Source organism: Cypionkella psychrotolerans, from assembly GCF_001294535.1.
Classification (GTDB): Bacteria; Pseudomonadota; Alphaproteobacteria; order Rhodobacterales; family Rhodobacteraceae; genus Cypionkella; species Cypionkella psychrotolerans.
In genome coordinates, this window is record NZ_LGIC01000003.1 from 20,590 (window position 1) to 45,503 (window position 24,914).

General features: G+C 61.4%; 25 protein-coding genes and 1 riboswitch. Of the genes, 21 read left to right on the forward strand and 4 right to left on the reverse strand.

What is annotated here, in order from left to right:
* The gene (gene iolD / locus AKV04_RS00165; RefSeq protein ID WP_054004472.1) at positions 1-1,872 is read right to left on the reverse strand and encodes a 3D-(3,5/4)-trihydroxycyclohexane-1,2-dione acylhydrolase (decyclizing); all 1,872 of its coding nucleotides are present in this window, start codon (positions 1,870-1,872) and stop codon (positions 1-3) included.
* Positions 1,873-1,976: 104 nt separating this feature from the next.
* Between iolD and AKV04_RS00170 the strand changes: the two genes are divergently transcribed.
* A complete protein-coding gene (locus AKV04_RS00170; RefSeq protein ID WP_054004520.1) occupies positions 1,977-2,783 on the forward strand; it encodes an HpcH/HpaI aldolase family protein in 807 nt (268 codons plus the stop codon).
* On the forward strand, positions 2,783-3,742 hold the full coding sequence (locus tag AKV04_RS00175; RefSeq protein WP_054004473.1) for a hydroxyacid dehydrogenase: 960 nt from the start codon (positions 2,783-2,785) through the stop codon (positions 3,740-3,742). The genes AKV04_RS00170 and AKV04_RS00175 overlap by 1 nt, the downstream gene beginning before the upstream one ends.
* Here AKV04_RS00175 and AKV04_RS00180 read toward each other — a convergent pair.
* On the reverse strand, positions 3,720-4,658 hold the full coding sequence (locus AKV04_RS00180) for a LysR family transcriptional regulator (RefSeq protein ID WP_054004474.1): 939 nt from the start codon (positions 4,656-4,658) through the stop codon (positions 3,720-3,722). The genes AKV04_RS00175 and AKV04_RS00180 overlap by 23 nt on opposite strands.
* An 81-nt stretch (positions 4,659-4,739) precedes the next feature.
* Between AKV04_RS00180 and AKV04_RS00185 the strand changes: the two genes are divergently transcribed.
* Positions 4,740-5,606: an oxidoreductase gene (locus AKV04_RS00185; protein ID WP_054004475.1), complete on the forward strand. Its 867-nt coding sequence runs from the start codon at positions 4,740-4,742 to the stop codon at positions 5,604-5,606.
* A 61-nt stretch (positions 5,607-5,667) separates the two neighbouring features.
* On the opposite strand, the gene AKV04_RS00190 is transcribed toward AKV04_RS00185, so the two are convergent.
* On the reverse strand, positions 5,668-6,537 hold the full coding sequence (locus AKV04_RS00190) for a glycosyltransferase family protein (RefSeq protein WP_054004476.1): 870 nt from the start codon (positions 6,535-6,537) through the stop codon (positions 5,668-5,670).
* 123 nt (positions 6,538-6,660) lie between these two features.
* Here AKV04_RS00190 and miaB point away from each other — a divergent pair, with 123 nt between their 5' ends.
* The 16 genes from miaB (at position 6,661) to AKV04_RS00270 (ending at position 21,088) form a co-directional block, all read left to right on the forward strand.
* A complete protein-coding gene (miaB, locus tag AKV04_RS00195; protein ID WP_054004477.1) occupies positions 6,661-7,959 on the forward strand; it encodes a tRNA (N6-isopentenyl adenosine(37)-C2)-methylthiotransferase MiaB in 1,299 nt (432 codons plus the stop codon).
* Between the two features lie 219 nt (positions 7,960-8,178).
* Positions 8,179-8,721 (forward strand): OmpA family protein, encoded by a 543-nt coding sequence (locus AKV04_RS00200; RefSeq protein ID WP_054004478.1) that lies wholly within the window; start codon positions 8,179-8,181, stop codon positions 8,719-8,721.
* A 5-nt stretch (positions 8,722-8,726) separates the two neighbouring features.
* Positions 8,727-9,077, forward strand: a complete 351-nt coding sequence (locus AKV04_RS00205; protein ID WP_156317275.1) for a hypothetical protein — start codon at positions 8,727-8,729, stop codon at positions 9,075-9,077.
* Positions 9,078-9,268: 191 nt separating this feature from the next.
* A complete protein-coding gene (locus AKV04_RS00210; protein WP_054004480.1) occupies positions 9,269-10,285 on the forward strand; it encodes a PhoH family protein in 1,017 nt (338 codons plus the stop codon).
* A 132-nt stretch (positions 10,286-10,417) separates the two neighbouring features.
* Positions 10,418-10,918, forward strand: coding sequence for an rRNA maturation RNase YbeY (ybeY, locus tag AKV04_RS00215; RefSeq protein ID WP_054004481.1), 501 nt, complete (start codon positions 10,418-10,420; stop codon positions 10,916-10,918).
* A 38-nt stretch (positions 10,919-10,956) separates the two neighbouring features.
* Positions 10,957-11,874: a hemolysin family protein gene (locus AKV04_RS00220; RefSeq protein ID WP_054004482.1), complete on the forward strand. Its 918-nt coding sequence runs from the start codon at positions 10,957-10,959 to the stop codon at positions 11,872-11,874.
* A 1-nt stretch (position 11,875) separates the two neighbouring features.
* The gene (gene lnt / locus AKV04_RS00225; protein ID WP_054004483.1) at positions 11,876-13,351 is read left to right on the forward strand and encodes an apolipoprotein N-acyltransferase; all 1,476 of its coding nucleotides are present in this window, start codon (positions 11,876-11,878) and stop codon (positions 13,349-13,351) included.
* A 35-nt stretch (positions 13,352-13,386) separates the two neighbouring features.
* A riboswitch (SAM-SAH riboswitch) is annotated at positions 13,387-13,434 on the forward strand.
* Positions 13,435-13,441: 7 nt separating this feature from the next.
* Positions 13,442-14,608, forward strand: coding sequence for a methionine adenosyltransferase (gene metK / locus AKV04_RS00230; protein WP_054004484.1), 1,167 nt, complete (start codon positions 13,442-13,444; stop codon positions 14,606-14,608).
* Positions 14,609-14,760: 152 nt separating this feature from the next.
* Positions 14,761-15,210 (forward strand): DMT family transporter, encoded by a 450-nt coding sequence (locus AKV04_RS00235; RefSeq protein ID WP_054004521.1) that lies wholly within the window; start codon positions 14,761-14,763, stop codon positions 15,208-15,210.
* Positions 15,211-15,273: 63 nt separating this feature from the next.
* Positions 15,274-15,738 carry a preQ(1) synthase gene (gene queF / locus AKV04_RS00240; RefSeq protein WP_054004485.1) on the forward strand — a complete coding sequence of 155 codons (465 nt, stop codon included), beginning with the start codon at positions 15,274-15,276 and terminating at the stop codon, positions 15,736-15,738.
* A gap of 53 nt (positions 15,739-15,791) precedes the next feature.
* Positions 15,792-16,478, forward strand: a complete 687-nt coding sequence (gene trmB / locus AKV04_RS00245; RefSeq protein WP_054004486.1) for a tRNA (guanine(46)-N(7))-methyltransferase TrmB — start codon at positions 15,792-15,794, stop codon at positions 16,476-16,478.
* Positions 16,479-16,738: 260 nt separating this feature from the next.
* Positions 16,739-18,091 carry a 3-phosphoshikimate 1-carboxyvinyltransferase gene (gene aroA, locus AKV04_RS00250; RefSeq protein ID WP_054004522.1) on the forward strand — a complete coding sequence of 451 codons (1,353 nt, stop codon included), beginning with the start codon at positions 16,739-16,741 and terminating at the stop codon, positions 18,089-18,091.
* A gap of 153 nt (positions 18,092-18,244) precedes the next feature.
* Complete coding sequence (locus AKV04_RS00255) at positions 18,245-18,709, forward strand: hypothetical protein (RefSeq protein ID WP_156317277.1); 465 nt, start codon at positions 18,245-18,247, stop codon at positions 18,707-18,709.
* A gap of 135 nt (positions 18,710-18,844) precedes the next feature.
* Positions 18,845-19,504: a hypothetical protein gene (locus AKV04_RS00260; protein ID WP_054004488.1), complete on the forward strand. Its 660-nt coding sequence runs from the start codon at positions 18,845-18,847 to the stop codon at positions 19,502-19,504.
* Positions 19,505-19,565: 61 nt separating this feature from the next.
* Positions 19,566-20,147 (forward strand): (d)CMP kinase, encoded by a 582-nt coding sequence (locus tag AKV04_RS00265; protein WP_054004523.1) that lies wholly within the window; start codon positions 19,566-19,568, stop codon positions 20,145-20,147.
* Complete coding sequence (locus tag AKV04_RS00270; protein ID WP_054004489.1) at positions 20,144-21,088, forward strand: hypothetical protein; 945 nt, start codon at positions 20,144-20,146, stop codon at positions 21,086-21,088. The genes AKV04_RS00265 and AKV04_RS00270 overlap by 4 nt, the downstream gene beginning before the upstream one ends.
* On the opposite strand, the gene AKV04_RS00275 is transcribed toward AKV04_RS00270, so the two are convergent.
* The gene (locus AKV04_RS00275) at positions 21,085-22,101 is read right to left on the reverse strand and encodes a LacI family DNA-binding transcriptional regulator (protein ID WP_054004490.1); all 1,017 of its coding nucleotides are present in this window, start codon (positions 22,099-22,101) and stop codon (positions 21,085-21,087) included. The genes AKV04_RS00270 and AKV04_RS00275 overlap by 4 nt on opposite strands.
* Before the next feature lie 237 nt (positions 22,102-22,338).
* Here AKV04_RS00275 and AKV04_RS00280 point away from each other — a divergent pair, with 237 nt between their 5' ends.
* Both AKV04_RS00280 and AKV04_RS00285 read left to right on the forward strand, forming a co-directional pair.
* The gene (locus tag AKV04_RS00280; RefSeq protein WP_054004524.1) at positions 22,339-23,856 is read left to right on the forward strand and encodes a sugar ABC transporter ATP-binding protein; all 1,518 of its coding nucleotides are present in this window, start codon (positions 22,339-22,341) and stop codon (positions 23,854-23,856) included.
* 1 nt (position 23,857) lies between these two features.
* On the forward strand, positions 23,858-24,868 hold the full coding sequence (locus AKV04_RS00285) for an ABC transporter permease (protein WP_054004491.1): 1,011 nt from the start codon (positions 23,858-23,860) through the stop codon (positions 24,866-24,868).
* Positions 24,869-24,914 lie beyond the last annotated feature (46 nt).

Sequence of the window (24,914 nt, forward strand, 5' to 3'; positions counted from 1 at the left end):
TCAGACTCCGATGCGCTGCTTGGCGCGGATGTGTTCTTGCTGGACGCGGGCTTGGCGCACGCTGTCGCGGGAGGATACCTCGGGCACGCCAACATCCCAATCGGCATCACCGGGCACCCAGGCATAGGCGTCGGTGGTGATCGAGATCACCGTGGTGCGGTCGGTGGTCTTGGCCCATTCGAGCGCGGCGGCGAGGTCAGACAGACTTTCGACATGGCGGCTTGCCGCCCCCATTGCGCTCGCATGGGCTGCGAAATCGACATGCAGGGGGGCGCTTGGGTTTTGCACACGGCAATCCTTCAGCAGATTGTTAAAGCCGGGCACACCCTTGGCCTGTTGCAGGCGGCTGATCACAGCATAGCCGCCGTTGTCGCAGACCACGATGATCATTTTGTGACCCGACAGCACCGAGGAATAGATGTCAGAGTTCATCATCATATAGGTGCCATCGCCGAGCATGACGATGGGCGTCCCGCTGACCGCACCGGGCCCGCTTTGCGCCATCGCACAGCCCCAACCAGCGGCAATCTCATAGCCCATACAGGAAAAACCGAACTCCAGATCAAAGGTATGCGGGGCTTTGACGCGCCAGCCCTTGGCAACCTCACCGGGCAGACCACCAGCGGCAGAGATCAGCGTGTCATGCTCGCCCGCCGCAAGGTTCACTTGGTGGACGACTTGGGCATAGGTTGGCACCGGAGTGTTGGTCGGGGCTTGGTGGCTGTCCAGCAGCGCATCCCATGCGGCGAACAAAGCCTTGGCGCGGGGCAAAAGTGCCGCGTCAGCGTGCCAATCGCCAAGGGCCGCGTTCAACTCGGTGACGGTTTCCAAGGCATCGCCGACCACCGCCAAGGCGCGGTGCTTGGTGGCATCATAGCGCGCGGCATTGATCGAGATAAACCGGGCGTCTTGCGCAAAGGCCGTCCATGATCCGGTGGTGAAATCCTGCAATCTTGTGCCGATGGCGATGATCACATCCGCCTCTGCCGCCAGCGTATTGGCAGAGGTCGAGCCAATGATGCCAACCGGGCCGCAATGCACCGGATGATAATGCGTCAGGCCGCCCTTGCCTGCGTTGGTTTCCACAACAGGGATTCCACGCTGTGCGGCAAATTCGGCCACCGCAACCTCAGCGCCGGAATAGCGCACGCCACCGCCTGCGATGATCAGCGGGGCTTTGGCGGAACGCAGCAGATCAACCGCTTGTGCCAAAGCGGCGCGGTCGGCGCGCGGGCGCGGAATCGTCCACAACCGTTCCTCGAAGAACACCTCGGGGTAATCAAACGCCAGTTCCTGCGTGTCCTGCGGCAAGGCGATGAAAGCTGGCCCGCAATCGGCCGGGTCCAGCATGGCTGCCACCGCTTGCGGCAGCGAGGACAGGATTTGCGCTGGATGGGTGATGCGATCCCAATAGCGGGTCACGGCTTTGAACGCGTCATTCACCGTCAGCGTCGGGTTGTGGTAATGTTCGACCTGTTGCAGCACGGGATCGGGCAGGCGGTTGCTGAACGTGTCGCCTGCGATCAGCAGCACCGGCAAGCGGTTGGCGTGCGCGGTGCCCGCCGCCGTCACCATGTTCAACGCCCCCGGCCCAATCGACGAGGTGGCAATCATAATCTGCCGCCGCCGCTTCGCCTTGGCAAAGCCTATGGCAGCGAGGGCCATCGACTGTTCGTTCTGGCCGCGCCATGTCGGCAGGTGATCTTGCACAGCCTCCAAAGCCTCGGACAGGCAGGTCACGTTGCCATGGCCAAAGATGCCGAACACGCCCGCAAACAGCGGCACTTTCTGGCCGTCGATCTCAGTCATCTGAACCGTCAACCAGCGCACCAGCGCTTGGCTTAATGTCAGGCGAATGGTGGCTTTGGACATGCTGGCTCCTCCCAAAAGCTTGCCCGAAGCATACGCATTTGGATTGAATATTGACAATGGTGATTTTTCGCAATGACTATTGCAGAACAAGTCTGGAGATGGCGATGATTGCGAACAAACTGAAAGCGCTCTGGGCGGCAGGCAGGCCTGCGATCAATGGTTGGTGCAGTATCGGAAACCCGTTCACCGCCGAGATCATGGCGGCGCAGGGTTTCGATTCTGTGACCATTGATATGCAGCACGGCGCGTTGGATTATTCCAACCTGCTGCCGATGTTTCAGGCGATGCGGGCAAGCGGTGCTGTGCTGATGGCCCGCGTGCCGTGGAACGAGCCGGGGATTGTGATGAAGGCGCTGGATGCCGGGGCCTACGGCATCATCTGCCCGATGGTCAACACCGCCGAGGATGCCGCGCGTTTCGTCAGCTACCTGCGTTATCCGCCCTTGGGTCAGCGCAGTTTTGGGCCGACGCGGGTTTCGTTTGCGGCGGGGGCGAATTACGCGGGCGAGGCGAACGACAATATCCTTGGCTTCGCGATGATTGAGACGGCGGAGGCTTTGGCGAATTTGGACGCGATTGCCGCCACGCCGGGCTTGGATGGGCTGTATATCGGGCCAGCGGACCTGACTTTGTCGCTGACGGCGGGGCGGTTGGCACCGGGGTTTGACCGCGAGGAACCCGAGATGATCGCGGCCATTCAGAAAATTCTCGTTGCGTGCAAGGCCAATGGCCTGCGCGCGGGTCTGCATTGTGGCACGCCGGACTATGCGGTGCGGGCGATTGGCTGGGGGTTTGATCTGACCACGGTGGGCGGCGATGCGCGGTTTTTGGCGGCGGCTGCGGGCGCGGTGGTGACGCGGTTTCGCGATCTGACCAACGGTGAGGCCAAGATCGAAAAGGGGGCCTATTGATGCCGCATATTGTCGTGGCGGGCAAGCTGCACCCGGCTGGCTTGGCGCTGCTCAACGCGGCGGAGGGGGTGACGTTTGATCATATCGAGGAGATTTCTGAGGCCTCGTATCAGCCGTATTTGCTGCAAGCAGACGCGATTGTGATCCGCACGCAGCCACTGGGGGCGGCGTCGGTGGCCTTGGCGCAGCGGTTGAAAATCGTCTCGCGCCATGGCGTCGGCTATGATGCGGTCGATGTGTCGGCGCTGAACGCGCGGCGGATTCCGCTGTGCATCGTCGGGGATGTGAACTCGGTTTCGGTGGCCGAGCACGCGATGATGCTGATCTTGGCTTGTGCAAAGCGATTGATCCGGGCGGATGCCAGCACCCGGCAAGGCCCGTGGGGCTGGCGCAATCGGTTGGAGGCGAGCGAGATTTCCGGCAAGCATCTGCTGATCCTCGGCTATGGCCGGATCGGGCGGCATCTGGCGCGGATGGCTGCGGGGTTTGGCATGGAGATTCGCGCCTATGACCCCTACCTGCTGGCGCAGGGCTGGCCGGAGGGGGCGGTTGCGGCGGTGCCGACACTGGCTGATGGATTGGCTTGGGCTGATGTGGTTTCGGTGCATCTGCCCAAAGCCGACCGACCCGTGCTTGGCACGGTGGAACTGGCGCAGATGAAGCCGGGGGCGATGGTGATCAACACGGCGCGCGGTGGCATTGTTGATGAGGCCGCCTTGGCGCAGGCCCTGCACGCGGGGCAGATCGGGGCGGCGGGGTTGGATGTGTTTGAAGCCGAACCGCCCTTGCCGGATCATCCGCTGCTGGGGTTTGATCAGGTAATATTAACGCCGCATATCGCCGGGCTGACGGCGGAAAGTGCCGAGCGGATGGCGGTGGCCTCGGTGCAAAACGTGCTGGATTTCCTCAACGGCAGGCTTGATCCGGGGCTGATCGTCAACCGGGATGCTTTGGCCTAGGGTTGGGCTGTTTGGCGCGTTCTTCCGCTACCAGATCCACGAAGGCCCGCAACGGGGCGGGCATGAAGCGACTGGAGAAATACAGCCGGGGGCCGTCAAATTCTGGCCACCACTCGGGCAGAACGGCCATCAGCGCGCCGCTGTCCAGATGCGGTTGCAGCCAGTTTTGGAAAGCAAAGATCAACCCGTGCCCTGCGATCGCAAAGTTGATCGCGGCTGCTGACGCGACCACTGTAAGCAGAAGCTTGGCCGGGGGATCAACCGTGATAACCTCGCGCCCGTTCTCAAACTGCCATTCGGTCAAGGCGCCGCTGGTAAAACGGGTGCGGATGCAGTCATGCGCGGTGATGTCGCTGGGGTGCAATGGCGTGCCGCGTGCCGCCAGATAAGACGGCGCGGCGACAAGGGCAGTATGTTGCACGGCGGGCCCAATCGGCACTGCGATCATATCCTGCGCCAGATGCTCGCCATAGCGGATGCCGGCATCACAATCGGCGGCGGTGATATCGACAAGGCGATCATCGACCACCACTTCCAGCCGCACCTGCGGATAGCGCGCCAGAAAGAGATTCAGCAGCGGCGGCAGAATATCCACCATCACCGCCCCCGGCACGTTCAGTTTCAGCCGCCCGCGCACCTGTCCTTGCGCGCTTTGCGCGTCGTTCAGCGCGGCATGGGCTTCGGACAACAGCGGTGCGATCCGGGCGGCAAGGATGCGCCCGGCTTCGGTTGGCATCACACTGCGCGTGGTGCGGGTCAGCAGTGGTGTACCTAAATTGGCCTCAAGTCGGGTGATGGTTTCGCTGACGGTTGAGGCCGAAAGCCCCAAGCGGCGCGCGGCGGTGCGAAAGCCGCCCGCCTCGGTCACGGCAAGGAAGACCTGTAGATCGTCCAGCGAGGTGGCATTGTTCGACATACCGATCAACCTATTCGGATTTGGTCGGATTATCAATTTCTACCGAACGGCTATCTAGGGCGCATCACAAGGAGCAACACCATGACACAGACAGCCGCAGCCGCCGGACGTTTCAGCTTTCCCGGTACCGATATTTCCGTCAACCGCATGGGCTATGGCGCGATGCAACTGGCCGGACATCACGCCTTCGGCCCGCCCGCCGACCCAGACGAAGCCCGCGCCGTGCTGCAAGAGGCTTTGACTTTGGGCGTCGATCACATCGACACCAGCGATTACTACGGCCCGTTTGTGACCAACGACCTGATCCGTGAGGCGTTGCACCCCTATGCCGCCAATCTGGTGCTCGTGTCCAAGATCGGTGCATGGCGCGATGACAAGGGCGGCTGGATACTGGAGCGCGGCGCGGATTTCCTGCGCAAGTCGGTTGAGGACAATCTGAAACGGCTTGGCCTTGACCAGATGGCGATTGTGAACCTGCGCATGGGTGGGTCAGAGGATGACATTGCCGCCCCGATGCAGGTGATGCGGCAGATGCAGGACGAAGGCCTGATCGCGCATATCGGCGTCAGCACGGTGGATGCGGGCCAGCTTCAGATCGCCCGCGATATTGCACCGATTGTCTGCGTGCAGAACCACTACAATCTGGTCCACCGCCACGATGACGCAATGATTGACGCGCTTGCTGCGGATGGCATCGCCTATGTGCCGTATTTCCCGCTGGGTGGTTTCACGCCGCTGCAAAGCGATGTGCTCAAGCAGGTGGCGGACAATATGGGCCAATCCGCGCAGGCTGTCGCCTTGGCGTGGTTGTTGCAGCGCAGCCCGAACATGCTGCTGATCCCCGGCACCTCGCGCCGCAGCCATCTGCGCGGCAATATAGCGGCGGCGAGCCTTACGTTGGGTGCGACCGAACTGGCGCAGATGAACGCGATCGCCGGGATGGTTTAACGGCGTGCGAGGAGACCCCAAGAGGCCCTGGCTTAAGGCCGGGGCGGCTTGGGGATGGGGGCTAAAACCACTGCCCCGGCTCCATCAAGCCCAGATCCATCAGTTGCTGGCTGTGCCAATCAAACGGCGTTGAGTTGTGCCATTTGAAATCATGGATATCAAAGCGAGAGCCCGCGTTCGAGCGCAGGGCTTTCGCGGTGCGGAAACTGACGATGGCGGTGGTGATGTTGTGGTGCCACGGGCAAGCGTAAGTGTTATATTCTTCATCCGACAAAGTGAAATCCGACCGCATGGTTAGCCCCGGCTTGGTGCGGAACAAAGCGATGCGGTCGATCTTGCGGCGCGGCACCGGGATATGTTCTTCAAACCGCCAGCGTAACCCGCCAAAGAAATCCAACTGGCGTTCCTTCGGGTAATTGTGGTTCGCGACATCAGGCCGACCCAAAGCATAATAGCCGGATTTATCCATATGCGCGTGATCCAGTGACACCGCATTGGGGAACACATTCAGATCATCGGCGTACAGATCGACCACGTAAGACAGCATCGCGTCGCGGCGTTCTTCGCTGTGGAAGGCCAGCATTTCGCGGATCGTGCGGGTCTCGCAGAACGGGTAGAACAGATATTCGGCGTTGTAGCAGTAATACAGCCAAATGCCGGGGGCGGCGGCGATCACCTTATTCACGGCTTCCACCAAAGCCTCTACCGTGGGGGCCTCATAGGGAATGCGGTGGATTTTCGCTTCAAGCTCTGCCGATACCGGAATCGCATCGGGGGCAAACAGGGCAAGCTGGACAAAGCCAGCCTCAAGATGATGGCGGATGGTGGTATCCACCTCTACCGCGTCTTCGGCGAAGATCAAGGCGAGCGGACCTTTCACCAAGGCCGTCTTGGCCTCGGCCAGAAACTGATTAAGCGACGTATACTTCATGCCCTGCCCATATGCCTTTGGCTTATTTGCGGCAGAATCCGTTAACAATCCCTGCAACGCAAGCCCCGGCGTTGCGAAGCGGGCCTGTTTGGCATAGATCAACAGCCCAGACAGGGGTGCGCCATGGCCGATCCGAAGAAATTGTTCATCAAGACCTATGGGTGTCAGATGAACGTCTATGATTCCGAGCGTATGGCCGAGGCCATGGGCGCGGACGGCTATGTCACCACCGATAGCGCCGAAGATGCCGATATGGTGCTGCTGAACACCTGCCATATTCGGGAAAAGGCGGGCGAAAAGCTGTATTCCGATCTGGGGCGGCTGAAAAAGCTGAAACTGGCGCGACCCGATGTGAAAATCGGTGTGGCGGGCTGCGTGGCGCAGGCCGAGGGGGCCGAGATCATGCGGCGGATGCCGATTGTCGATCTGGTGGTAGGCCCACAATCCTATCACCGCCTGCCCGAGATGGCCCGCGCAGGCACGCCGCAGGTCGATACCGATTTCCCACTGGAGGATAAGTTCGACCTTCTACCAGAGCGCAAGGCCAGCCGTGGCCCGATGGCGTTTTTGACCGTGCAGGAAGGCTGCGACAAGTTTTGCGCGTTCTGCGTGGTGCCCTATACCCGCGGGGCGGAAGTTTCGCGTGATCCGCAGCGTATTCTGACCGAGGCGCGCGGTTTGGTGGATAAGGGCGTGCGCGACCTGACGCTGCTGGGCCAAAACGTCAACGCCTATCATGGCGACGGCTGGACTCTCAGCCGCCTGATCCGCGAACTGGCGAAGGTCGATGGCTTGCAGCGTATCCGCTACACCACCAGCCACCCTAATGACATGGAAGACGATCTGATCGCTGCGCATGGCGATGAGCCAAAGCTGATGCCCTATCTGCATCTGCCCGTGCAGTCGGGGTCAGATCGCATCCTGAAAGCGATGAACCGCAAACATACCGCCGAAGAGTACCTGCGGCTGATCGAACGTATCCGTGCGGCGCGGCCCGATATTCTGCTGTCGTCGGATTTCATCGTCGGCTTCCCCGGCGAGACCGATCAGGATTTTGAGGACACGCTGTCGCTGATCCGCACGGTAAACTATGGTATGGCCTATAGCTTCAAATACTCCGCCCGCCCCGGCACGCCTGCTGCGGAAAAGCCCGAGATTGACGCTGCGCTGGCCGATGCCCGCCTGCAAACCCTGCAAGCGCTGATCACCGAACAACAGCGCGGGATGCAACAGGCCATGGTCGGGCGTGAAGTTGGGGTGCTTTATGAGAAAGCCGGGCGCGAGGCCGGGCAGATGATTGGCAAGTCGGATCACCTGCACGCGGTGTTTGTGAATGACCCAAATGGCCGTGTTGGCGAGATGGTTCGGGTGAGAATCTTAGCTTCGTCGTCCAACTCTTTGGCAGGCGCGCGTATTTCGTGATTGGCGCTCAACCAGCATCGTTTCCACGCTGTCGGCAAAGCAACTTGAGTGGCGAAATTATGGCCAAACACGCAACAACTAGTCTTCAAAAAGCCATAAACCCATAGATTTTGCTTTACTTCACAAGGTCGCGTCGGCAAACCTTCGCTCATATATATGTGAATTCCGAATGGTTAAAGGGGAGCTGCCACAGTGGAGCGTTTTTCCAGAGCAGTGCGAATGGCAATCGGCGGCGCGGCGCTGGCTGTCGGCCTGATGATGGCAAGTGGGGCGATGGCACAGACCGCGCCGCAGATCGCTGGCAAGATCGAATGGGGCGTCTGGGTTGACGACGACGGCTGTATGCACTGGTGGGCAGATGGCGGCGCCGAAGGCTATATGCTCGACCGGGTTAACCCGAAGACTGGTAAGCCGGTTTGTCTGAAGCGCAACACCTGTCTGGTGCAAAACACCGACACATTGTTTGCCACCGATAGCTCCAAGCTGACCGCTTATGGCCGCCGCTACCTGACCGATTTCTTCCAGAACGCGGGTGCCTTTGGCTACGCGATCTACGGTCACACCGACAGCCGCGCCTCGGATGAATACAACATCAAACTGTCGCAGCGCCGTGCCGCTTCGGTGGCTGCTGTTGCCCGCTCGGTTGGTGCTATGGTGGATCGTGAGATTGGCTATGGCGAGCGTCAGCCGCGCGCCACCAACGCAACCGCCGAAGGGATGCAGCAAAACCGCCGCGTCGAAGTCGTCTGCTATAAGTGGTGATGAACATGTCCAAACTCAACGCTCTCCCGCTTCTGGCCTTCGCCGCAATCAGTCTCAGCGCCTGTGAGGGCCCCGGCCTTGTACCGTACACAGCAGGACCCAATACGGTGATCGCAACCGCGCGGGACACGGGCCGGGATCATACTGGTCTGATCGAGGGCGAAGCCGCCATCGCCTATGACCCTGATGGCTGCCAAGGCTGGATCATGGATGACGGCATCGAAGGCTATTCGGGTCGCCGCTACGATCCGGTGTCTGGGCTTCCGGTCTGCAACAACCATTATCCGCCAGGTACGGTTCTGGGCAATTACCAGACCTCATCGGCACCGATCAAAGACTGGGTGCCGAACCGCTAATATCGGCGCGCGCAGGCTAAAATACAGCAAAGACCACGGGATGTTTCCGTGGTCTTTTTTTATTGCCCGGTTCTTGCGCAAAGATGTCGCTGTCATCACTTTGATATCAAGACCATGCAGGTTGTTCTTGCCAGAGTATTTGGCAGGCTTACACTACATATAGACGTCACCTGAACCGCAAGGAGATCCCTTTGGGCATCAGCGCGCTAACGCCCCCGACCCGTTCCGAGGATATTGTCGAGACTGTCCTCGAATTTCCCGATAACCGGCTTTTGATCAGCCTCTGCGGCGAGTTTGACCGCAATTTGGCCCAGATCGAGCACCAGATGGGGGTGCATGTGCTGCGACGGGGCAACCGTCTGTCCGTCATCGGCGACAAGGCTGCGCGCGAACAGGCGGCGGCGGTGTTGCGGTCTTTGTACGCGCGGCTGGAACAGGGCCGCAGCGTGGCAGCGGGCGATATTGACGGCGCGATGCGGATGGGGCGGCCAATGCCGGATACCAAACTGGAAGCCTCTGATCAGATTGAGATGTTCACCGGCGGCGGCATCGAACTGCGCACCCGCAAAAAGCCGATTGAACCCCGAACCGAGGCGCAGAAGGAATATGTGAAAAACCTGTTCGCCAATGAAATGGGTTTCGGTATTGGGCCTGCGGGCACTGGGAAAACCTATCTCGCGGTGGCGGTTGGCGTGACCATGCTGATCTCGGGCGCGGTGGAGAAAATCATCCTGTCGCGTCCGGCGGTAGAAGCGGGCGAGCGTCTGGGCTTTCTGCCCGGCGATATGAAGGAAAAAATCGACCCCTACATGCAGCCTTTGTACGACGCGCTGAACGATTTCCTCCCTGCCAAGCAGATCCAAAAGCTGCTTGAGGAAAAACGCATCGAAATCGCACCCTTGGCTTTCATGCGCGGGCGCACTTTGTCGAACGCCTTTGTCGTGCTGGATGAAGCGCAAAACGCCACCACCATGCAGATGAAGATGTTTCTGACTCGCCTTGGCGAAGGCAGCCGCATGGTGATCACCGGCGACCGCACGCAGGTCGACTTGCCGCGCGGCACCGCCTCGGGATTGCAAGATGCTGAGCGGATTCTGCAAGGGGTGAAGGGCGTGACCTTCAACTATTTCACCTCGAAAGACGTGGTGCGGCATCCGTTGGTGGCCCGCGTGATTGAGGCCTACGAGCGCGACGAAGCGCAGGGCTAATCGGCTGGCGGCACGTGATCTGACGGAGCGCGTGCCGCGCAAGTTTTCTTGAGCGCTGACGCTCCCCCCAGGATATTTATTTATGCCAATGTGAAAGCTTGAGCGTTTGGCCTGGCTGCGTTATGGGGCGGCATGGAACCACTTGTTGATATCGTCATCGAGGATGCGCGCTGGGAGGCCCTTGGGCTGGACGCGCTGGCCGAACTCGCCGTGCGTGCGGCTTTTGCCGAGCTGGGCTTGCCAGAGGTGGGGTTTAGCCTGTGCCTGATGGGCTGCGATGATGCGCGGATTCTGGAGTTAAACGGCGATTTTCGCGGCAAGCCCAAACCAACCAATGTGCTGAGTTGGCCGTCGGAGGAGCGTGGCGTGGATGCAGGTGAAGTGCCAGATCTGCCGGAACCGGGTGAGGCGGACGATCCCGAATCCCTTGGTGATATCGCGATCTCCTATGACACTTGTGCGCTTGAGGCCGCTGAGGCGGGTAAGCCCATGGCGGATCACGTTAGCCATCTGATCGTGCATGGTCTGTTGCATCTGCTGGGCTATGATCACATCCGCGCCGCGGACGGTGATCTGATGGAGGCCACCGAGGTGCGGATACTTGCGCGTCTGGGGCTTTCTGACCCATACTGAGAGCATCGGCCCCTCGGGGCGTTTTGGAACAAGGACCAATGGGCAGTAGCAACGACGGGTTACCCGCAGCGCCAAGGGCGCGCGCGGATGCCGATGAGGCCGAGGCCTCGCCACGCGGATTCTTCGGGCGGCTGTTGTCCGCCTTCAACTCCTCTGACAGCAGCGAGGGCGACGAGGAAGCGGCGGCGTTGACACCCGCGAAAGGCGGTCTGTTGGGGTTGAGCAATCTGCGGCGCTTGCGGGTCGATGATGTGGCGATTCCCAAGGTTGAGATTGCCGCCGTGCCGTTGGACATCGGCAAGGATGATCTGGTCGAAGCGTTTCGCCAACATGGCTTTAGCCGCCTGCCGGTTTACAAAGGCACTTTGGACCATCCGCAGGGCCTTGTGCTGCTGAAGGATCTGGCCTTGCAGCATGGCTTTGGCGCCTCGGGGCGGTTTTCGCTGAAGAAACTGTTGCGTCCGGTGTTGTTCGCGCCACCCTCGATGCCCGCCGCGACGCTGTTGCAGAAGATGCAGCGCGACCGGGTGCATATGGCCCTGGTGATCGACGAATACGGTGGCGTTGATGGTTTGGTGACAATCGAAGACCTGATCGAGACGGTGATCGGGGAAATCGAAGATGAGCATGACGAGGTCGAAGGCGCGCTCTGGAAGGAAGAGTCTCCAGGTGTGTTCGTGGCGCAATCCACCGTGTCGCTGGATGATTTCGAGGCTGCCATCGGCCTGACCCTGCGCAACGGCGAGGATGATGAGGATATCGACACTCTGGGTGGCCTCGTGTTCCTGCGCACAGGCCGGGTGCCGGTGCGCGGTGAGATCGTGCCGCATGAATCCGGGGTGGAGTTTGAGGTGCTGGACGCTGATCCGCGCCGGATCAAGCGTTTGCGGGTGCGCCTGCCGGGGGCGATAGCACAGGTGGTGTCCGAGCCTGCGGTGCCCGAGGTCGAAGGCTAAGATGTTGCGCAGGACCAGGGCGGGCTGGCCGGGTCTGCGGGGCGTTGGCTTGGCGGCAGTGCTGGGCGTGCTGGCGGCCTGCGGGCAAGCACCGCTTGGGGCATGGTATCTCAGCCTGCCCGCCTTGGCTGCACTTTGCTGGCTGATCGGGCGCAGCCCTGCACCGATCTGGCTGGCATGGTTTGCAGGCGCGGGCTACTTTGCGGCAGCGCTGAATTGGATCGTGCAGCCCTTCATGGTCGATGCCGCGCGCGATGGTTGGATGGCCCCATTCGCGCTGGTGTTGATGGCGTTTGGCATGGCGTTGTTTTGGGCGCTGGCGGGGTGCTTAAGTCGCTATAGTCGAAACGCCGCCTTGGGCTTCGCGGTTGCCCTCGCCGCCACAGACCTTTTGCGCGGCTATGTGCTGACCGGATTCCCATGGGCGCTGATCGGCCATATCTGGATCGACACGCCAGTGGCGCAACTGTCAGCGTTCATCGGGCCAAGCGGGCTGTCGCTGCTGACTGCTGTGCTGGCTGCGGGCCTGGCACTGCGCCGCCCGCTGCCCGTCGGCCTTGCTGCCGCAACCCTCGCCGCCGCTTGGGGTTACGGTGCTTGGACCCTCGCCCAACCGATGCCTGCTGACCGCCCCGTCACCCTGCGCCTTGTGCAGCCCAATGCCGAACAGCAGGCGAAATGGGACCCAGCGCTGGCGCAGCAATTCTTTGACCGCCTGCTCAGCCTGACCGCCGCCAAACCCACGCCCGATCTGGTGATCTGGCCGGAAACCGCATTGCCTTATCTGCTCGACCGTCACCCCGAAATCGGCGGTATGATCGCAAGCGCGGGCGGGGGCGCTCCTGTTGCCATAGGGATGCAGCGGGTGGAGGGTGACAAGGCGTGGAACTCCCTCGCGGTGATCGTCCCGGACGGCATGACAAGCGCCACCTATGACAAGCACCATCTCGTGCCATTCGGCGAATATATCCCCTTCGGCGATGCCTTGTTCCAATGGGCCAATATCTCGGCCTTTGCCTCGCAGGTCGGTAATGGCTACATGGCTGGCCCCGGCCCGCAACTGCTCGACTTTGGCCCGAAACTGGGCCGGGCTTTGCCGCTGATCTGCTACGAGGCGGTGTTCCCGCAAGACTTGCGCGGCACCGAGCGGCCCGATTGGCTGCTGCAAATCACCAATGACGCGTGGTTTGGCCGGTGGACCGGGCCGTTCCAGCACGCTGCCCAAGCCCGGTTGCGGGCCATCGAGCAAGGCCTGCCGCTGGTGCGCGTCGGCAATACCGGGGTGACGGCGGTGTATGACGCGCGCGGCCGCATCACCGCTAGCCTGCCGTTTGAGATCGCCAGCTATCTTGATGCCGCCCTCCCCGCCGCTTTGCCGATCACGCCCTATGCCCGTTTCGGGGAAATCCCGGTTTTGGTGTTGCTGGCCGGACTCGCAGCCGCGCTGTTCCGCCCCCGCAAACGCCCCAAGCCTTGACCTTTCCGTTGGATTGGGTCTAAGGCAGGCCGATAAAACCCGCACAACGGCTTCCTGGCGTGCGTGGATAACCCAACGGAGCACTTCCCCATGAGCCGCCAAAACTACATTTTCACCTCGGAATCCGTGTCCGAGGGCCATCCTGACAAACTCTGCGACCGGGTGTCAGATGCCATCCTCGATGCCTTCCTGACCGAAGAACCCAACGCACGGGTGGCGTGTGAAACCTTTTCCACCACCAACCGCGTGGTTGTCGGCGGTGAAGTGGGGCTATCGACCGAGAAAAAGACCGCTGAGATGGTCGAGCGAGTCGAAGACATCGTGCGCGCTTGCGTCAAAGACATTGGCTACGAGCAGAAAAAATTCCATTGGGAAAAGATCAAGGTTCACAACTACCTGCACGAACAATCTGCGCATATCGCGCAGGGCGTTGATAAAGACGGCGCGGGCGATCAGGGCATCATGTTCGGCTATGCCTGCCGTGAGACGCCGGAGCTTATGCCAGCCCCGATCCAATACGCCCATGCGATCCTGAAACGCTTGGCCGAAGTGCGCAAATCCGGCGCAGAGCCGACCTTGGGCCCGGACGCCAAAAGCCAGCTGTCGCTGCGCTATGTCGACGGCAAGCCGGTGGAAGTCACCTCGATCGTGCTGTCGCACCAGCACACCAGCAAAAAGCAATCCTCCGCCGATATCCGCGCGATTGTAGAGCCCTATATCCGCGAAATCCTTCCGGCAGAATGGATCACCAAAGCCACCATTTGGCATGTCAACCCGACGGGGACGTTTGTGATCGGCGGGCCGGATGGCGATGCGGGCTTGACCGGGCGCAAGATCATCGTCGATACCTACGGCGGCGCGGCCCCGCATGGCGGCGGCGCGTTTTCGGGCAAAGACCCAACCAAAGTGGACCGTTCGGCAGCCTATGCCGCGCGCTATCTGTCGAAGAACATCGTTGCCGCTGGCCTAGCGGATCGCTGCACCCTGCAGGTGTCCTATGCGATTGGCGTCGCCGAGCCGCAGTCGATCTATGTCGACACCCACGGCACCGGAGTTGTGCCCGATGACGTGATTGAGCGCGCTGTGGCCGCCTGCATGGACCTGACCCCGCGCGGCATCCGCGAGCATCTGCACCTGACCAAGCCGATCTATGCCCGCACCTCGGCCTACGGCCATTTCGGTCGCGCCCCGGAAGCCGATGGCGGCTTCTCCTGGGAGAAGACCGATTTGATTGACGCCCTGAAAGCGGCGGTTTAAGTCTAAACTCATGGGCGGCGGCTGGATGTACCACCGTCGCCGCCCGTGAAGCCCTGCACTTCGCGGCATGACCCGTGGGCTTCAAGACCAAGGTGCATCCGCACCCCCGCGCCAAGTAGACACCAGAGATGACAGCCTTGGGAGTCCGCCAAATGCCCAGTGACACCTTGCGTTACGCCCTGATCATGCTGCTGGCGGGTATCGGTATTCCGATGCTTGCGGCGCTGAATGCCCAGTTGGGCGGGCGGATTGGCGCACCCGTGGCGGCATCGGTGGTGCTGTTCGCGGTGGCCCTGCTGGCCTGCGTCCTCGTGCTGGCTTTCTCGGGTCAGGTCCATGCCCTCGCCCTGCTGCCCGCGCAACCGAAATATCTGTTCGGAGCCGGGCTGTTCGTCGCCTTCTATGTGCTGTCGGTGACATGGGTTGCGCCGCGCTTTGGCGTTGGCAATGCGGTGTTCTGTGTGCTGCTCGGCCAAATGATCGCGGCCACCCTGATCGACCAGTTCGGCCTGTTCGGTGCGATGGTGCGCACGGTTTCAGTGGCACGCGCCACCGGACTTGTGGCAATGGTCGCGGGGCTTGCCCTGATCCAGCGCGGCTGAGCCCCGGCTTGACGCCTTGAACCAGTGGCGCTAGGTCGGCCCCTTCACCGCGAGGATAGCAGAATGACCAGCACAGATGTTTCCGGCCTGACACAGCTTGGTGCGGCCACGGCTTTGCCCGCAGGCCCCGAACAGGCGGTGCTGGAAAAAGTCCCCGCAGGCCATGTCGGCACGCTCTATTGCGTGCGCTTCACCGCGCCCGAGTTCACCTCAATCTGCCCGATGACCGGACAGCCGGATTTCGCCCATATCGTCATCGACTATGTGCCGCGCGATTGGCTGGTCGAGTCGAAATCGTTGAAGCTTTACCTTGGCAGTTTCCGCAACCACGGTGCCTTCCACGAGGATTGCACCTTGGATATCGGCAAGAAACTGGTCGCTTTGCTCGATCCGGTCTGGCTGCGCATCGGCGCCTATTGGTTCCCGCGCGGCGGCATCCCGATTGATGTGTTCTGGCAGACCGGAACCCCGCCCGAAGCCGTCTGGCTGCCCGACCAAGGCGTCGCGCCCTACCGGGGCCGGGGTTGACGCTGCCCGCAAACCAAGGCTAGAGGCCGCAACCCAACCATGAGGCGACCCCCATGTATGATCCCGTCGAACGCCGCAATTTCTACGGACGCGTCCATGGCAAAACCCTGCGCGCCAGCCAGAAGACCTATCTGGAGGAAGATCTCGACCGTCTCAGCCTGCCCGGTGTGACGCGGGAAGATAACCCCGAACGCTTGCCCATTGACCTCTCCCGTTTCGCAGACAAATCGCTCTGGCTGGAAATCGGCTTCGGTGGTGGTGAGCATCTGGTCCACATGGCCGCCACCTATCCCGAAGTCGGCATCATCGGTTGCGAGCCCTTCGTTAACGGCATCGCCATGCTGCTCGGCAAGATCCGCGCGGCAAATGTCACCAACCTCGCCATCCACCCCGGCGACGTGCGCGATCTGTTTGATGTGCTGCCCCCGGCTTCCATAGCCAAAGCCTTCCTGAACTACCCCGACCCCTGGCCGAAAGCCCGCCACCATCGCCGCCGCTTCGTCACCCAAGGCTACCTCGCAGCGCTCGCCCGCGCCCTGCAACCGGGTGCTGAGTTTCGCGTCGCCACCGACATCCCCGATTACGTCCGCCAAACGCTGGAAGAAGTGCCGCAAGCGGGCTTCACCCTTCTGGATCAGGGCGATCAGCCATGGTCCGACTGGCTCTCCACCCGCTACGAGCAAAAAGCCCTGCGCGAAGGCCGCCCGCCGCATTACCTGACCTTCCAGCGCAACGCCTGAAACTGCGGTCAGCTGCGCTCCGCGCGGGAGTATTTCAAAAAGAGCAAATCCAACAAGCGCTCTGCACATTGCTCTTTCTGAAATACTCCCGCCGGAGGCGCCTCCCCCTCACCCCCCACCACGCATCAAACCCATCCCGCGGCAGCAGCGTGCGCGTGCCCCCTCGATGGGGGCCAAGCGCGCAGCCCTATCAGGTCAACCGTGGACCCCGGCCCTTGCTTGCGCTATCAGGCTTGCAAATTCCGCGCAGGAGAATGCCGATGTCCGCCCATGCCACCGCCCAACCGATGACCGCCTCGAAATCCGGGCCACTGAAAGGCACCGCTTCGGTGCCGGGCGATAAATCCATCAGCCACCGCGCGTTGATTTTCGGCGCGATGGCGGTAGGCGAAACCAAGATCACCGGACTTCTGGAAGGTCAGGACGTGTTGGATACCGCGAAAGCGATGCGGGCGTTTGGCGCGACCGTCTTGCAGCACGGGCCGGGGGCATGGTCGGTGCAGGGCGTCGGTGTTGGTGGTTTTCAGGAGCCTGCCGATGTGATTGATTGCGGCAACTCCGGCACCGGGGTGCGGTTGATCATGGGCACGATGGCGACGACGCCGATGACCGCGACCTTCACCGGCGATGCCTCGTTGCGCAAACGTCCGATGGGGCGGGTGACCGATCCGCTCAGCCTGTTCGGTACTCAGGCTTACGGCCGCAAGGGTGGCCGTCTGCCGATGACTGTGGTGGGGGCGGCCAATCCGGTTCCGGTGCGCTATGCTTTGCCCGTCGCTTCGGCGCAGGTGAAATCGGCAGTTCTGCTGGCGGGGCTGAACGCGCCGGGGCAGACGGTGGTGATTGAGCGCGAACCGACGCGGGATCATTCCGAGCGGATGCTGCTGGGTTTTGGCGCGCAGTTGACGGTGGAAAAGACCAGCGAGGGCAATGTCATCACTTTGACCGGCCAGCCAGAACTCCGCCCGCAAACGGTGGCGGTACCGCGCGATCCGTCCTCGGCGGCGTTTCCGGTCTGTGCGGCGCTGATCGTCGAAGGTTCGGATATCTTCGTGCCCGGCGTCAGCCAGAACCTCACTCGCAATGGCCTCTATCTGACTCTGGTCGAGATGGGTGCGCAGATTGAGTTTCAGAATCCGCGCACCGAGGGGGGCGAACCTGTGGCGGACCTGCGGGTGCGGTTCAGCGACAGTATGAAGGGCATCGAGGTGCCGCCCGAACGCGCGCCGTCGATGATTGATGAATATCCGATCTTGTCGGTGGTGGCGGCCTGTGCGACGGGCAAGACGATCATGCGCGGGGTGAAGGAACTGCGCGTCAAGGAATCCGACCGGATCGACGCGATGGCGCGGGGGTTGGAGGCTTGCGGGGTGAAGATCGAGGAGGACGAGGATACCCTCATCGTCCACGGCATGGGGGCGAGTGGCGTGCCGGGGGGCGCCACTTGTGCGACCCATATTGATCACCGCATTGCGATGTCTTTTCTGGTGCTGGGTATGGCTGCGAAAAGTCCGGTTTCGGTCGATGATGCCTCGCCGATCGTGACGTCTTTCCCGATTTTTGAGGGCTTGATGACAGGCTTGGGTGCTACTTTGCGGCAGGGTGGGCAATAGCTTTTGGATGGTCCCAACTCGGGACCATTTTGTATCCTTTTAAATCAAATGGTTAGGCTGGGCGATTTAAGGCTTTCTTAACCTTTGACGCAGCAAGCTTGACCGAACCGACAGGGCATGATCGCCTTGCCGCAACAGCGGCGGGGAGGCGGGATGAAATATCTGTACTGGGCTTTGCCGATGGCCACCGTGATCGCTTATGGCGTTTGGCGCTATTTTGCGGCGCAAGTCTATGTCGGGGGTCTGCCGCCGTTTGATCTGCATCTTTACAGCTTTGAACAGGCGCAGACCTATTTGGCAGGGCTGACGCCTGCTGCCAAAGCCATCTATCTTGGTCCGCTGCATCTCGCCGATGCCCTGCTGATGTTTTGCCTTGCCATCACGCTGGTCTTACCGATTTGGCGGTGGGATTGGCCATGGTTCCTACCCGCGATGGCATATGTTGGCTTTGATCTGCTGGAGAATGACAAAGTTGCCAGACTGCTGCGCGGCGGGCTTTGCATCACCGCTGACGTGGAAAATGTGACATTGATGACCAGCTTGAAGTTCGTGGCCCTGGCCGTTGCGGCGGCTTTGGCACTGTGGAGTCTTTGGCGGATGCGGCGGGTTGCGCGTTAGGAGGCGGTGCGTGAAATCACGCACCCTACCGACGACTCTGGGCGCGGGGTCTGGTGGCGCTTGGCTTTGCGCCGGGGTATAGAGGCGCAAAGGCTCGGTTGCGGGCCGAACTTTACGCCAAAGGAAGGGCATCAGATGGGAACTTTTTATGCAGCCGTCGAGGTGTTCGACCCGGAAGGCCCGGCCAACATGCCGGATGGCGCAGATTATGGCGGCGAGGCGCGGTTTTTTGTGCTGACCGCAGAGGATTTGTCGGAAGCCCTAGCGACCTTGACAAATTCGATTTCCGTCAATGGCTTGCGGCTGGACCGCGTGTTGCACGCCGGGGCGGTGGAAGCGTTTGAGGATGAGATTCTGCCGTTTGAAATCGACATTGATGGCATGGCCGAAACCGCCCAAGGCTCGGGCGAGATTTGTGTCTCGGAAGCGCATCCGTTTGAGCCTGACGAGTCGGATGGCGTCGCCTCGGGCTGTTATGCCGTCTGCATCGACGCTTTCGATATGGAATGGGCGGATGAGGACGAGGGCGAATATGGCGGGCACTATCAGCTTGCGGTGATCAAGGCCGAAACCGCTGCCGAAGCCTTGCAGCAGTTGGTCGAAGATTTTGAGGCCGAGGGCATTGTGATCATCTCGCTGGAAGGCTTGGTGGATGCCAAGGCGTTTCCGTTTGACGCCTATGAATTCCAGTTCGAGGAAGACGACGCGGTGTCCGAGGTGCTGGAGCAGGGCGGTATGATCGTCTCAAACGCTTATGCCTATCCGCCGGAAGCGCCGCGCAAGTTGGACAGCTAGGTCAGGGCGACTTGGGGGCTAGCCCCCAAACCCCCAGGATATTTGAGCACAGAGGATGACCATGCGCTTTACAGTGGCCATTGATGGGCCCGCGGCGGCGGGCAAGGGCACGATTGGGCGGGCACTGGCGGCGCGGTTTGGCTTTGCGCATCTGGATACCGGGCTGTTGTATCGGGCGGTTGGCGCGTTGGGCGGCGATCCGGTGGCGGCGGCGCGGGGTTTGACGGCGGCCGATCTGGAGCGCGATGATCTGCGCTCGCTTGCGGCGGGGCAGGCGGCGAGTGTGGTGGCGGTGATCCCAGAGGTGCGGGCGGCTCTGGTCGATTTCCAGCGGCGATTTGCCACGGCAGAAGGCGGGGCTGTGCTGGATGGCCGCGACATCGGCACGGTGATTTGCCCGCAGGCCGAGGTGAAGCTTTATGTAACGGCGAGCGCCGAGGTGCGGGCGCATCGGCGCTGGCTGGAGGTCGGCGGCGATGAAGCCCGCGTGCTGGCGGAAGTGATAGAACGCGACGCGCGGGATATGGGGCGCAGTGCTGCTCCGTTGAAGCCTGCGCCGGATGCGGTGGTGATTGACACGTCAGACCTGCCGATAGAGGCCGCGATTGCGGCGGCGGTGGTGCTGGTCGAGGCGCGGCTGTGACAGCCCGTGTTGTGCTGCATCTTCCGGGCTACATGTTGGCGCGGCTGGAGGCAGGCAACCCACTGCTTTACGCCCGGATTCGCGATTGCATTGTGGCGCGGGGCGGGGTGGTTGATCTGATCGAGGGCTTCGATGGCAAGCGCTATCGCCCGGATGGCAATCTGCATATCGTCGAGAACGGCAGCGGCCAGCGCCTTGGCGTGTTGAACGCGGCAACGGCCTATCTGGAGGGGTTTTTCCACGTTGATCCGCAGGGGATTCAAGCGGCGAGCCGGATTGGCGGTTTGCGCTATGATCCAACGGAGGTGGATGGGGCGGCGGCGGCGGCCTATCTGGCCGCGTTACAGCAGCGCTTCGCGGTGCCGCGACGCTCGCGCTATAAGCAGGCGCGTGCGGTCAGCGATCTGCCGCAGGGCGCGATTGCCGTGTTCCTGCAAGGGCCAGCGCCGCAAAGGAACGGGCAGGCGTATTTCGGCTTTGAAGAGATGGTTGAGGCGGTTTGCGCGGGCGCTGGGGGCCGTCCAGTGCTGGTCAAGCCGCATCCGTTGAAGCCAGAGTTGGGCGCGGAGATCATCGCTTCGGTGCGCGCGCAGGGTTATGCGCCGATCGCCACCGACGCCAATGTGCATGACATTCTGGCGGCTTGTGTCGCCACGGTGTCGGTGAATTCCGCCACCGCTATGGAGGGGTTCTTGCACGGCAAGCCTGCGGTGTTGTTCGGGCGTTCGGATTTCCATGCCTTTGTTGAAACCGTGCGCCAACCGGGGGATTTCAGCGCGGCTTTGGCGCGGGCTTTCGCCGATCCGCCGGACTATGCCCGCGCGCTCACTTGGTATTTCGGCCAGCACTGTCTGGACATCCACGCTGACAGTTTCGATGTCCGAGTGCTGGCGATCTTTGCCGAGGCCGGGTTTGATGCGGCGCGATTGGGTCTGCGTTAGCGGCGCGGCGGGGGGCCGACCGAATTGCGCACCACCAGATCGGGGCGCAGGAGAATCTCGGTCTCCTCCGGTTGCGTGTCGGACAAAAGTTGCAACAGCAGCGTCATCGCATGTTTGCCGATCAGCCCGCGCGGTTGGCGGATCGTGGTCAACGACGGCTGCATGAAGGAGGCCTGCGGCACATCGTCAAACCCGGTCACCGAGAAATCGCGCGGCACCACATAGCCGCGCGCGGTCAGGCCCAGCATCACGCCAATCGCGGTTTGGTCGTTGACGCACATGAAGGCGGTCGGCAACGTGTCGCGCAGGAACAGCTGATCGACAGCCAACCGCCCGCTTTCAATCGTGCCATCACCGTCGATCACCATGCGAGAGGCTGCCGGAATCCCAGCAGCATCCAAGCCCGCCTCACAGCCCAGACGGCGGCGGCTGTAGGCCAGACGGCTGCGATTCTCACCGATGAAGGCGATTTTGCGGTGGCCCTCGGCGATCAGCAATTCCACCGCCTTGCGCGCGCCTTCCAGATCATCGACGCCGACATAGGGGATGCCGCCGTTGAACACCGGCTCGAACACCCCAACGGTGGGCGGCAGGCGGGCGGTCATCGACTGGTGGCCGAAGGGCAGGATCCCGGTGAACAGGATCATCCCGGCGGCTTGGTTCGAGGAGAAGAACTTCAGATATTCCATGCCACGCTGGGCGTCGTTCTGGGTGTGGCCGATCAGAACGCCGTAGCCATGCGCGCGGGCCTCGTTCTCTAACCCCACAAGAATGCTAGAGAAATTTGGGTCGCCAATGTCGGGGGCGACCACGAGGATCATGTTGGATTTGCCCAGCCGCAGGCTGCGCGCCATGGCGTTTGGGGTATATCCGGTCAGCGCAATCGCTTGGTTGACCTTCAGCCGGGTTGAGACAGCGACCTTTTCCGGCAGGTGGATGGCACGCGACACCGTGGCAATCGACACCTCGGCAATGCGGGCAACGTCTTCGATGGTGGCGGGGGAATTCGACAAGGGGCGGGGCCTTTGGTTGCTTGAGCGCAGCCTATAGAGGTGCGGCACAAGGTGCAAAGCGGACGTTGCATTGTTAGAATGTAAACCTTTACATAAAAAATGCAAAGCACTACACCTAAGGGGCGGAGAGGAGCCGCGAGGGGGGAAGTCATGGAGTCAGAGCCTAAGGGCAGTGGCGACATTGTGGTGTCTGCACGCGATGATGTCGCGTCGGCGACACACGAGGACAGTCAAATCATGCCCGCAACGCGCGGCGATATCGTGTTGTCGGCGCAGAGGATCAGCAAATCCTTTAACGGCGTGCAGGTGCTGTTCAGCGTCGATTTCGACCTGCGGCGCGGCGAGATTCACGCGCTGATGGGTGAGAATGGCGCGGGAAAATCCACGCTGGTCAAGGTGCTGTCCGGCTTTGAACAACCCACCTCGGGTGAGATTTTTCTCGATGGCAAGCCGGTCAAACTGCCACCGAATGGTGCGGCAGAGGCGCTGGGCATCGTGGTGATCCATCAGGAATTCAATCTTGCCGAACATCTGACCGTCACCGAAAGCCTGTTTCTGGGCCGGGAAGTTGCGCATTTTGGCCTTCTGGACCGCAAATTCATGCGGCGCGAAACCCGGCGGGTTTTGGATATGCTCGGCTCGCATATCAGCGAAACGGCGGTGATTGGGTCGCTGACCGTGGCCGATAAGCAGATGGTCGAGATTGCCAAGGCGATCAGCCGCGACGCCCGCATTGTGTTTATGGATGAACCAACCGCTGTGCTGTCGCGCGGTGAAACCGAGGCGCTGTTCAAGCAGGTGCGCAAGCTGCGCGATCTGGGCACCAGCTTTGTGTTCGTCTCGCACAAGCTGGATGAGGTCACTGAACTTTCCGACCGGGTCACGGTGCTGCGCGATGGACAATGGGTGAAAACCGCGCCGACTGCGATGCTGGATGGCGAGTCGATTGCGCAACTGATGGTCGGACGGGAACTGTCGAGCCTGTATCCACAGAAATCGGAACCCAACGTCGATGAGACTCGCGTGTTGTCGGTGGTGGGCCTGAACACGGCCCATGTCCGTGATGCGCATTTCGATCTGCGCAAGGGCGAGATTTTGGGGTTTTCCGGCATGATCGGCTCGGGCCGCACCGAGCTGATGGAGGCGATTGCTGGGCTTTATCCGCGCGTCTCGGGTGAGGTGCGGATCGGTAATGCCTTGATGCCAGCGGGCGATATTCAGGCGACCGCAGCGGCGGGTCTGGCCTATATGACCAAGGATCGCAAATCCAAGGGCCTGCTGCTCGGGTCAGACATGACGAGCAACCTGACGCTGCAATCCTTGGATCAACATGGCCGCTGGGGCTATCTCAGCCCCGCGAGTGAGCGCAAAGCTTTGGCGCGGGCGCGGCGGCGGTTTGACATTCGGGTGCGCGATGCCTCTGTAGTGGCGGGTCGGATGTCAGGCGGCAATCAGCAAAAGCTGCTGCTCGCCAAGGTGATGGAGATCACGCCGAAAATCCTGATCATCGACGAGCCGACGCGCGGCATCGACGTCGGCACCAAGCAGCAGATTTACCATTTCATCGCGGCTTTGGCGCGCGAGGGTTGTTCGGTGATCGTGGTGTCGTCGGAGATGCCTGAAATCATTGGGCTTTGCACCCGGATCGTCGTGATGCGGGCGGGCCGGATCGTCGGCGTGCTGGAGGGTGATGAGATTAATGAGCAGGAAATCATGCGCTACTCGGCAGGGTTGAAGCAAAAGGCTGTGGCTTGAGATGGGGGCGAATGTGACAACTGAAGATCAGGTGGAACCAAAGCGGCGCTGGCAGGATGTAGACTTGCGCGCGGTGGCCCCGTTTGTGGCGCTGGCGCTTTTGCTGCTGCTGGGGGCGATGGTGAATTCCAACTTCATCAGCCTGAACAATCTGGCCAATGTCGCCACCCGCAGCGCCTTTATCGCATTGATCGCGGTGGGGGCGACCTTTGTGATTTCCTCGGGCGATCTGGATTTGTCGGTGGGCTCGATGGTGGCCTTTGTCGCCAGCTTGATGATCTTGTTCATGAACTCCAATGCGATTGCCGATCCGGGGATGATGATCGCCGCCGCGATGCTGCTGGCGCTGATCGTGGGGGCATTGTGCGGTCTTGCCAACGGATTGATAACCACGGTCGGCAAGATAGAACCCTTCATCGCCACGCTTGGCACTATGGGCATCTATCGCGGCTTGACCACTTGGCTGAGCCAGGGCGGGGCGATCACCCTGCAATCGGCGGAGCAGCAAGACCTGTATCGCCCGGCCTATTTCGGCGTGATCTTGGGCGTGCCCGTGCCGATTATCGTCGTGCTGGCTGTGACTTCGGTTGCCGCCTTCGTGCTGTATCGGATGCGCTATGGCCGTCATGTGGTGGCGGTTGGCTCTAACCCCAATGTCGCGCGCTATTCGGGCATCAAGGTCGACCGCGTCCGCACCACCGCTTTCGTGATCCAAGGCGTCTGTGTTGCCATCGCGGTGATGCTCTATGTGCCGCGCTTGGGGTCAACCTCGGCCACCACCGGTATTTTGTGGGAGTTGCAGGCGATCACCGCTGTCGTGATCGGCGGCACCGCATTGAAGGGCGGCGCAAGCCGGGTTTGGGGCACCATCTGCGGCGCGTTCATTCTGGAATTGGTCGGCAACATCATGCTGCTGTCGAACTTCATTTCCGAATACCTGATCGGCGCAATCCAAGGCGCGATCATCATCATCGCCATGCTGGTGCAACGTTCACTGGTGCGGAAATCGTGACATTTCGGCCGGGGTTTGGGTCGCCCGGCCGCTTACTGCCAGGCCC

Bases quoted from the DNA above. Each gene is read 5' to 3' on its own strand.
- AKV04_RS00170 (WP_054004520.1), top strand. From the start codon at position 1,977: ATGATTGCGAACAAACTGAAAGCGCTCTGGGCGGCAGGCAGGCCTGCG.
- queF (WP_054004485.1), top strand. From the start codon at position 15,274: ATGACCAGCACAGATGTTTCCGGCCTGACACAGCTTGGTGCGGCCACG.
- trmB (WP_054004486.1), top strand. From the start codon at position 15,792: ATGTATGATCCCGTCGAACGCCGCAATTTCTACGGACGCGTCCATGGC.
- AKV04_RS00255 (WP_156317277.1), top strand. From the start codon at position 18,245: ATGAAATATCTGTACTGGGCTTTGCCGATGGCCACCGTGATCGCTTAT.
- AKV04_RS00220 (WP_054004482.1), top strand. From the start codon at position 10,957: ATGGGCAGTAGCAACGACGGGTTACCCGCAGCGCCAAGGGCGCGCGCG.
- AKV04_RS00185 (WP_054004475.1), top strand. From the start codon at position 4,740: ATGACACAGACAGCCGCAGCCGCCGGACGTTTCAGCTTTCCCGGTACC.
- iolD (WP_054004472.1), bottom strand. From the start codon at position 1,872: ATGTCCAAAGCCACCATTCGCCTGACATTAAGCCAAGCGCTGGTGCGC.
- AKV04_RS00200 (WP_054004478.1), top strand. From the start codon at position 8,179: ATGGCAATCGGCGGCGCGGCGCTGGCTGTCGGCCTGATGATGGCAAGT.
- AKV04_RS00265 (WP_054004523.1), top strand. From the start codon at position 19,566: ATGCGCTTTACAGTGGCCATTGATGGGCCCGCGGCGGCGGGCAAGGGC.
- aroA (WP_054004522.1), top strand. From the start codon at position 16,739: ATGTCCGCCCATGCCACCGCCCAACCGATGACCGCCTCGAAATCCGGG.
- AKV04_RS00280 (WP_054004524.1), top strand. From the start codon at position 22,339: ATGCCCGCAACGCGCGGCGATATCGTGTTGTCGGCGCAGAGGATCAGC.
- AKV04_RS00175 (WP_054004473.1), top strand. From the start codon at position 2,783: ATGCCGCATATTGTCGTGGCGGGCAAGCTGCACCCGGCTGGCTTGGCG.
- miaB (WP_054004477.1), top strand. From the start codon at position 6,661: ATGGCCGATCCGAAGAAATTGTTCATCAAGACCTATGGGTGTCAGATG.
- AKV04_RS00190 (WP_054004476.1), bottom strand. From the start codon at position 6,537: ATGAAGTATACGTCGCTTAATCAGTTTCTGGCCGAGGCCAAGACGGCC.
- AKV04_RS00205 (WP_156317275.1), top strand. From the start codon at position 8,727: ATGTCCAAACTCAACGCTCTCCCGCTTCTGGCCTTCGCCGCAATCAGT.
- AKV04_RS00260 (WP_054004488.1), top strand. From the start codon at position 18,845: ATGGGAACTTTTTATGCAGCCGTCGAGGTGTTCGACCCGGAAGGCCCG.
- lnt (WP_054004483.1), top strand. From the start codon at position 11,876: ATGTTGCGCAGGACCAGGGCGGGCTGGCCGGGTCTGCGGGGCGTTGGC.
- AKV04_RS00235 (WP_054004521.1), top strand. From the start codon at position 14,761: ATGCCCAGTGACACCTTGCGTTACGCCCTGATCATGCTGCTGGCGGGT.
- metK (WP_054004484.1), top strand. From the start codon at position 13,442: ATGAGCCGCCAAAACTACATTTTCACCTCGGAATCCGTGTCCGAGGGC.
- AKV04_RS00180 (WP_054004474.1), bottom strand. From the start codon at position 4,658: ATGTCGAACAATGCCACCTCGCTGGACGATCTACAGGTCTTCCTTGCC.
- ybeY (WP_054004481.1), top strand. From the start codon at position 10,418: ATGGAACCACTTGTTGATATCGTCATCGAGGATGCGCGCTGGGAGGCC.
- AKV04_RS00285 (WP_054004491.1), top strand. From the start codon at position 23,858: ATGGGGGCGAATGTGACAACTGAAGATCAGGTGGAACCAAAGCGGCGC.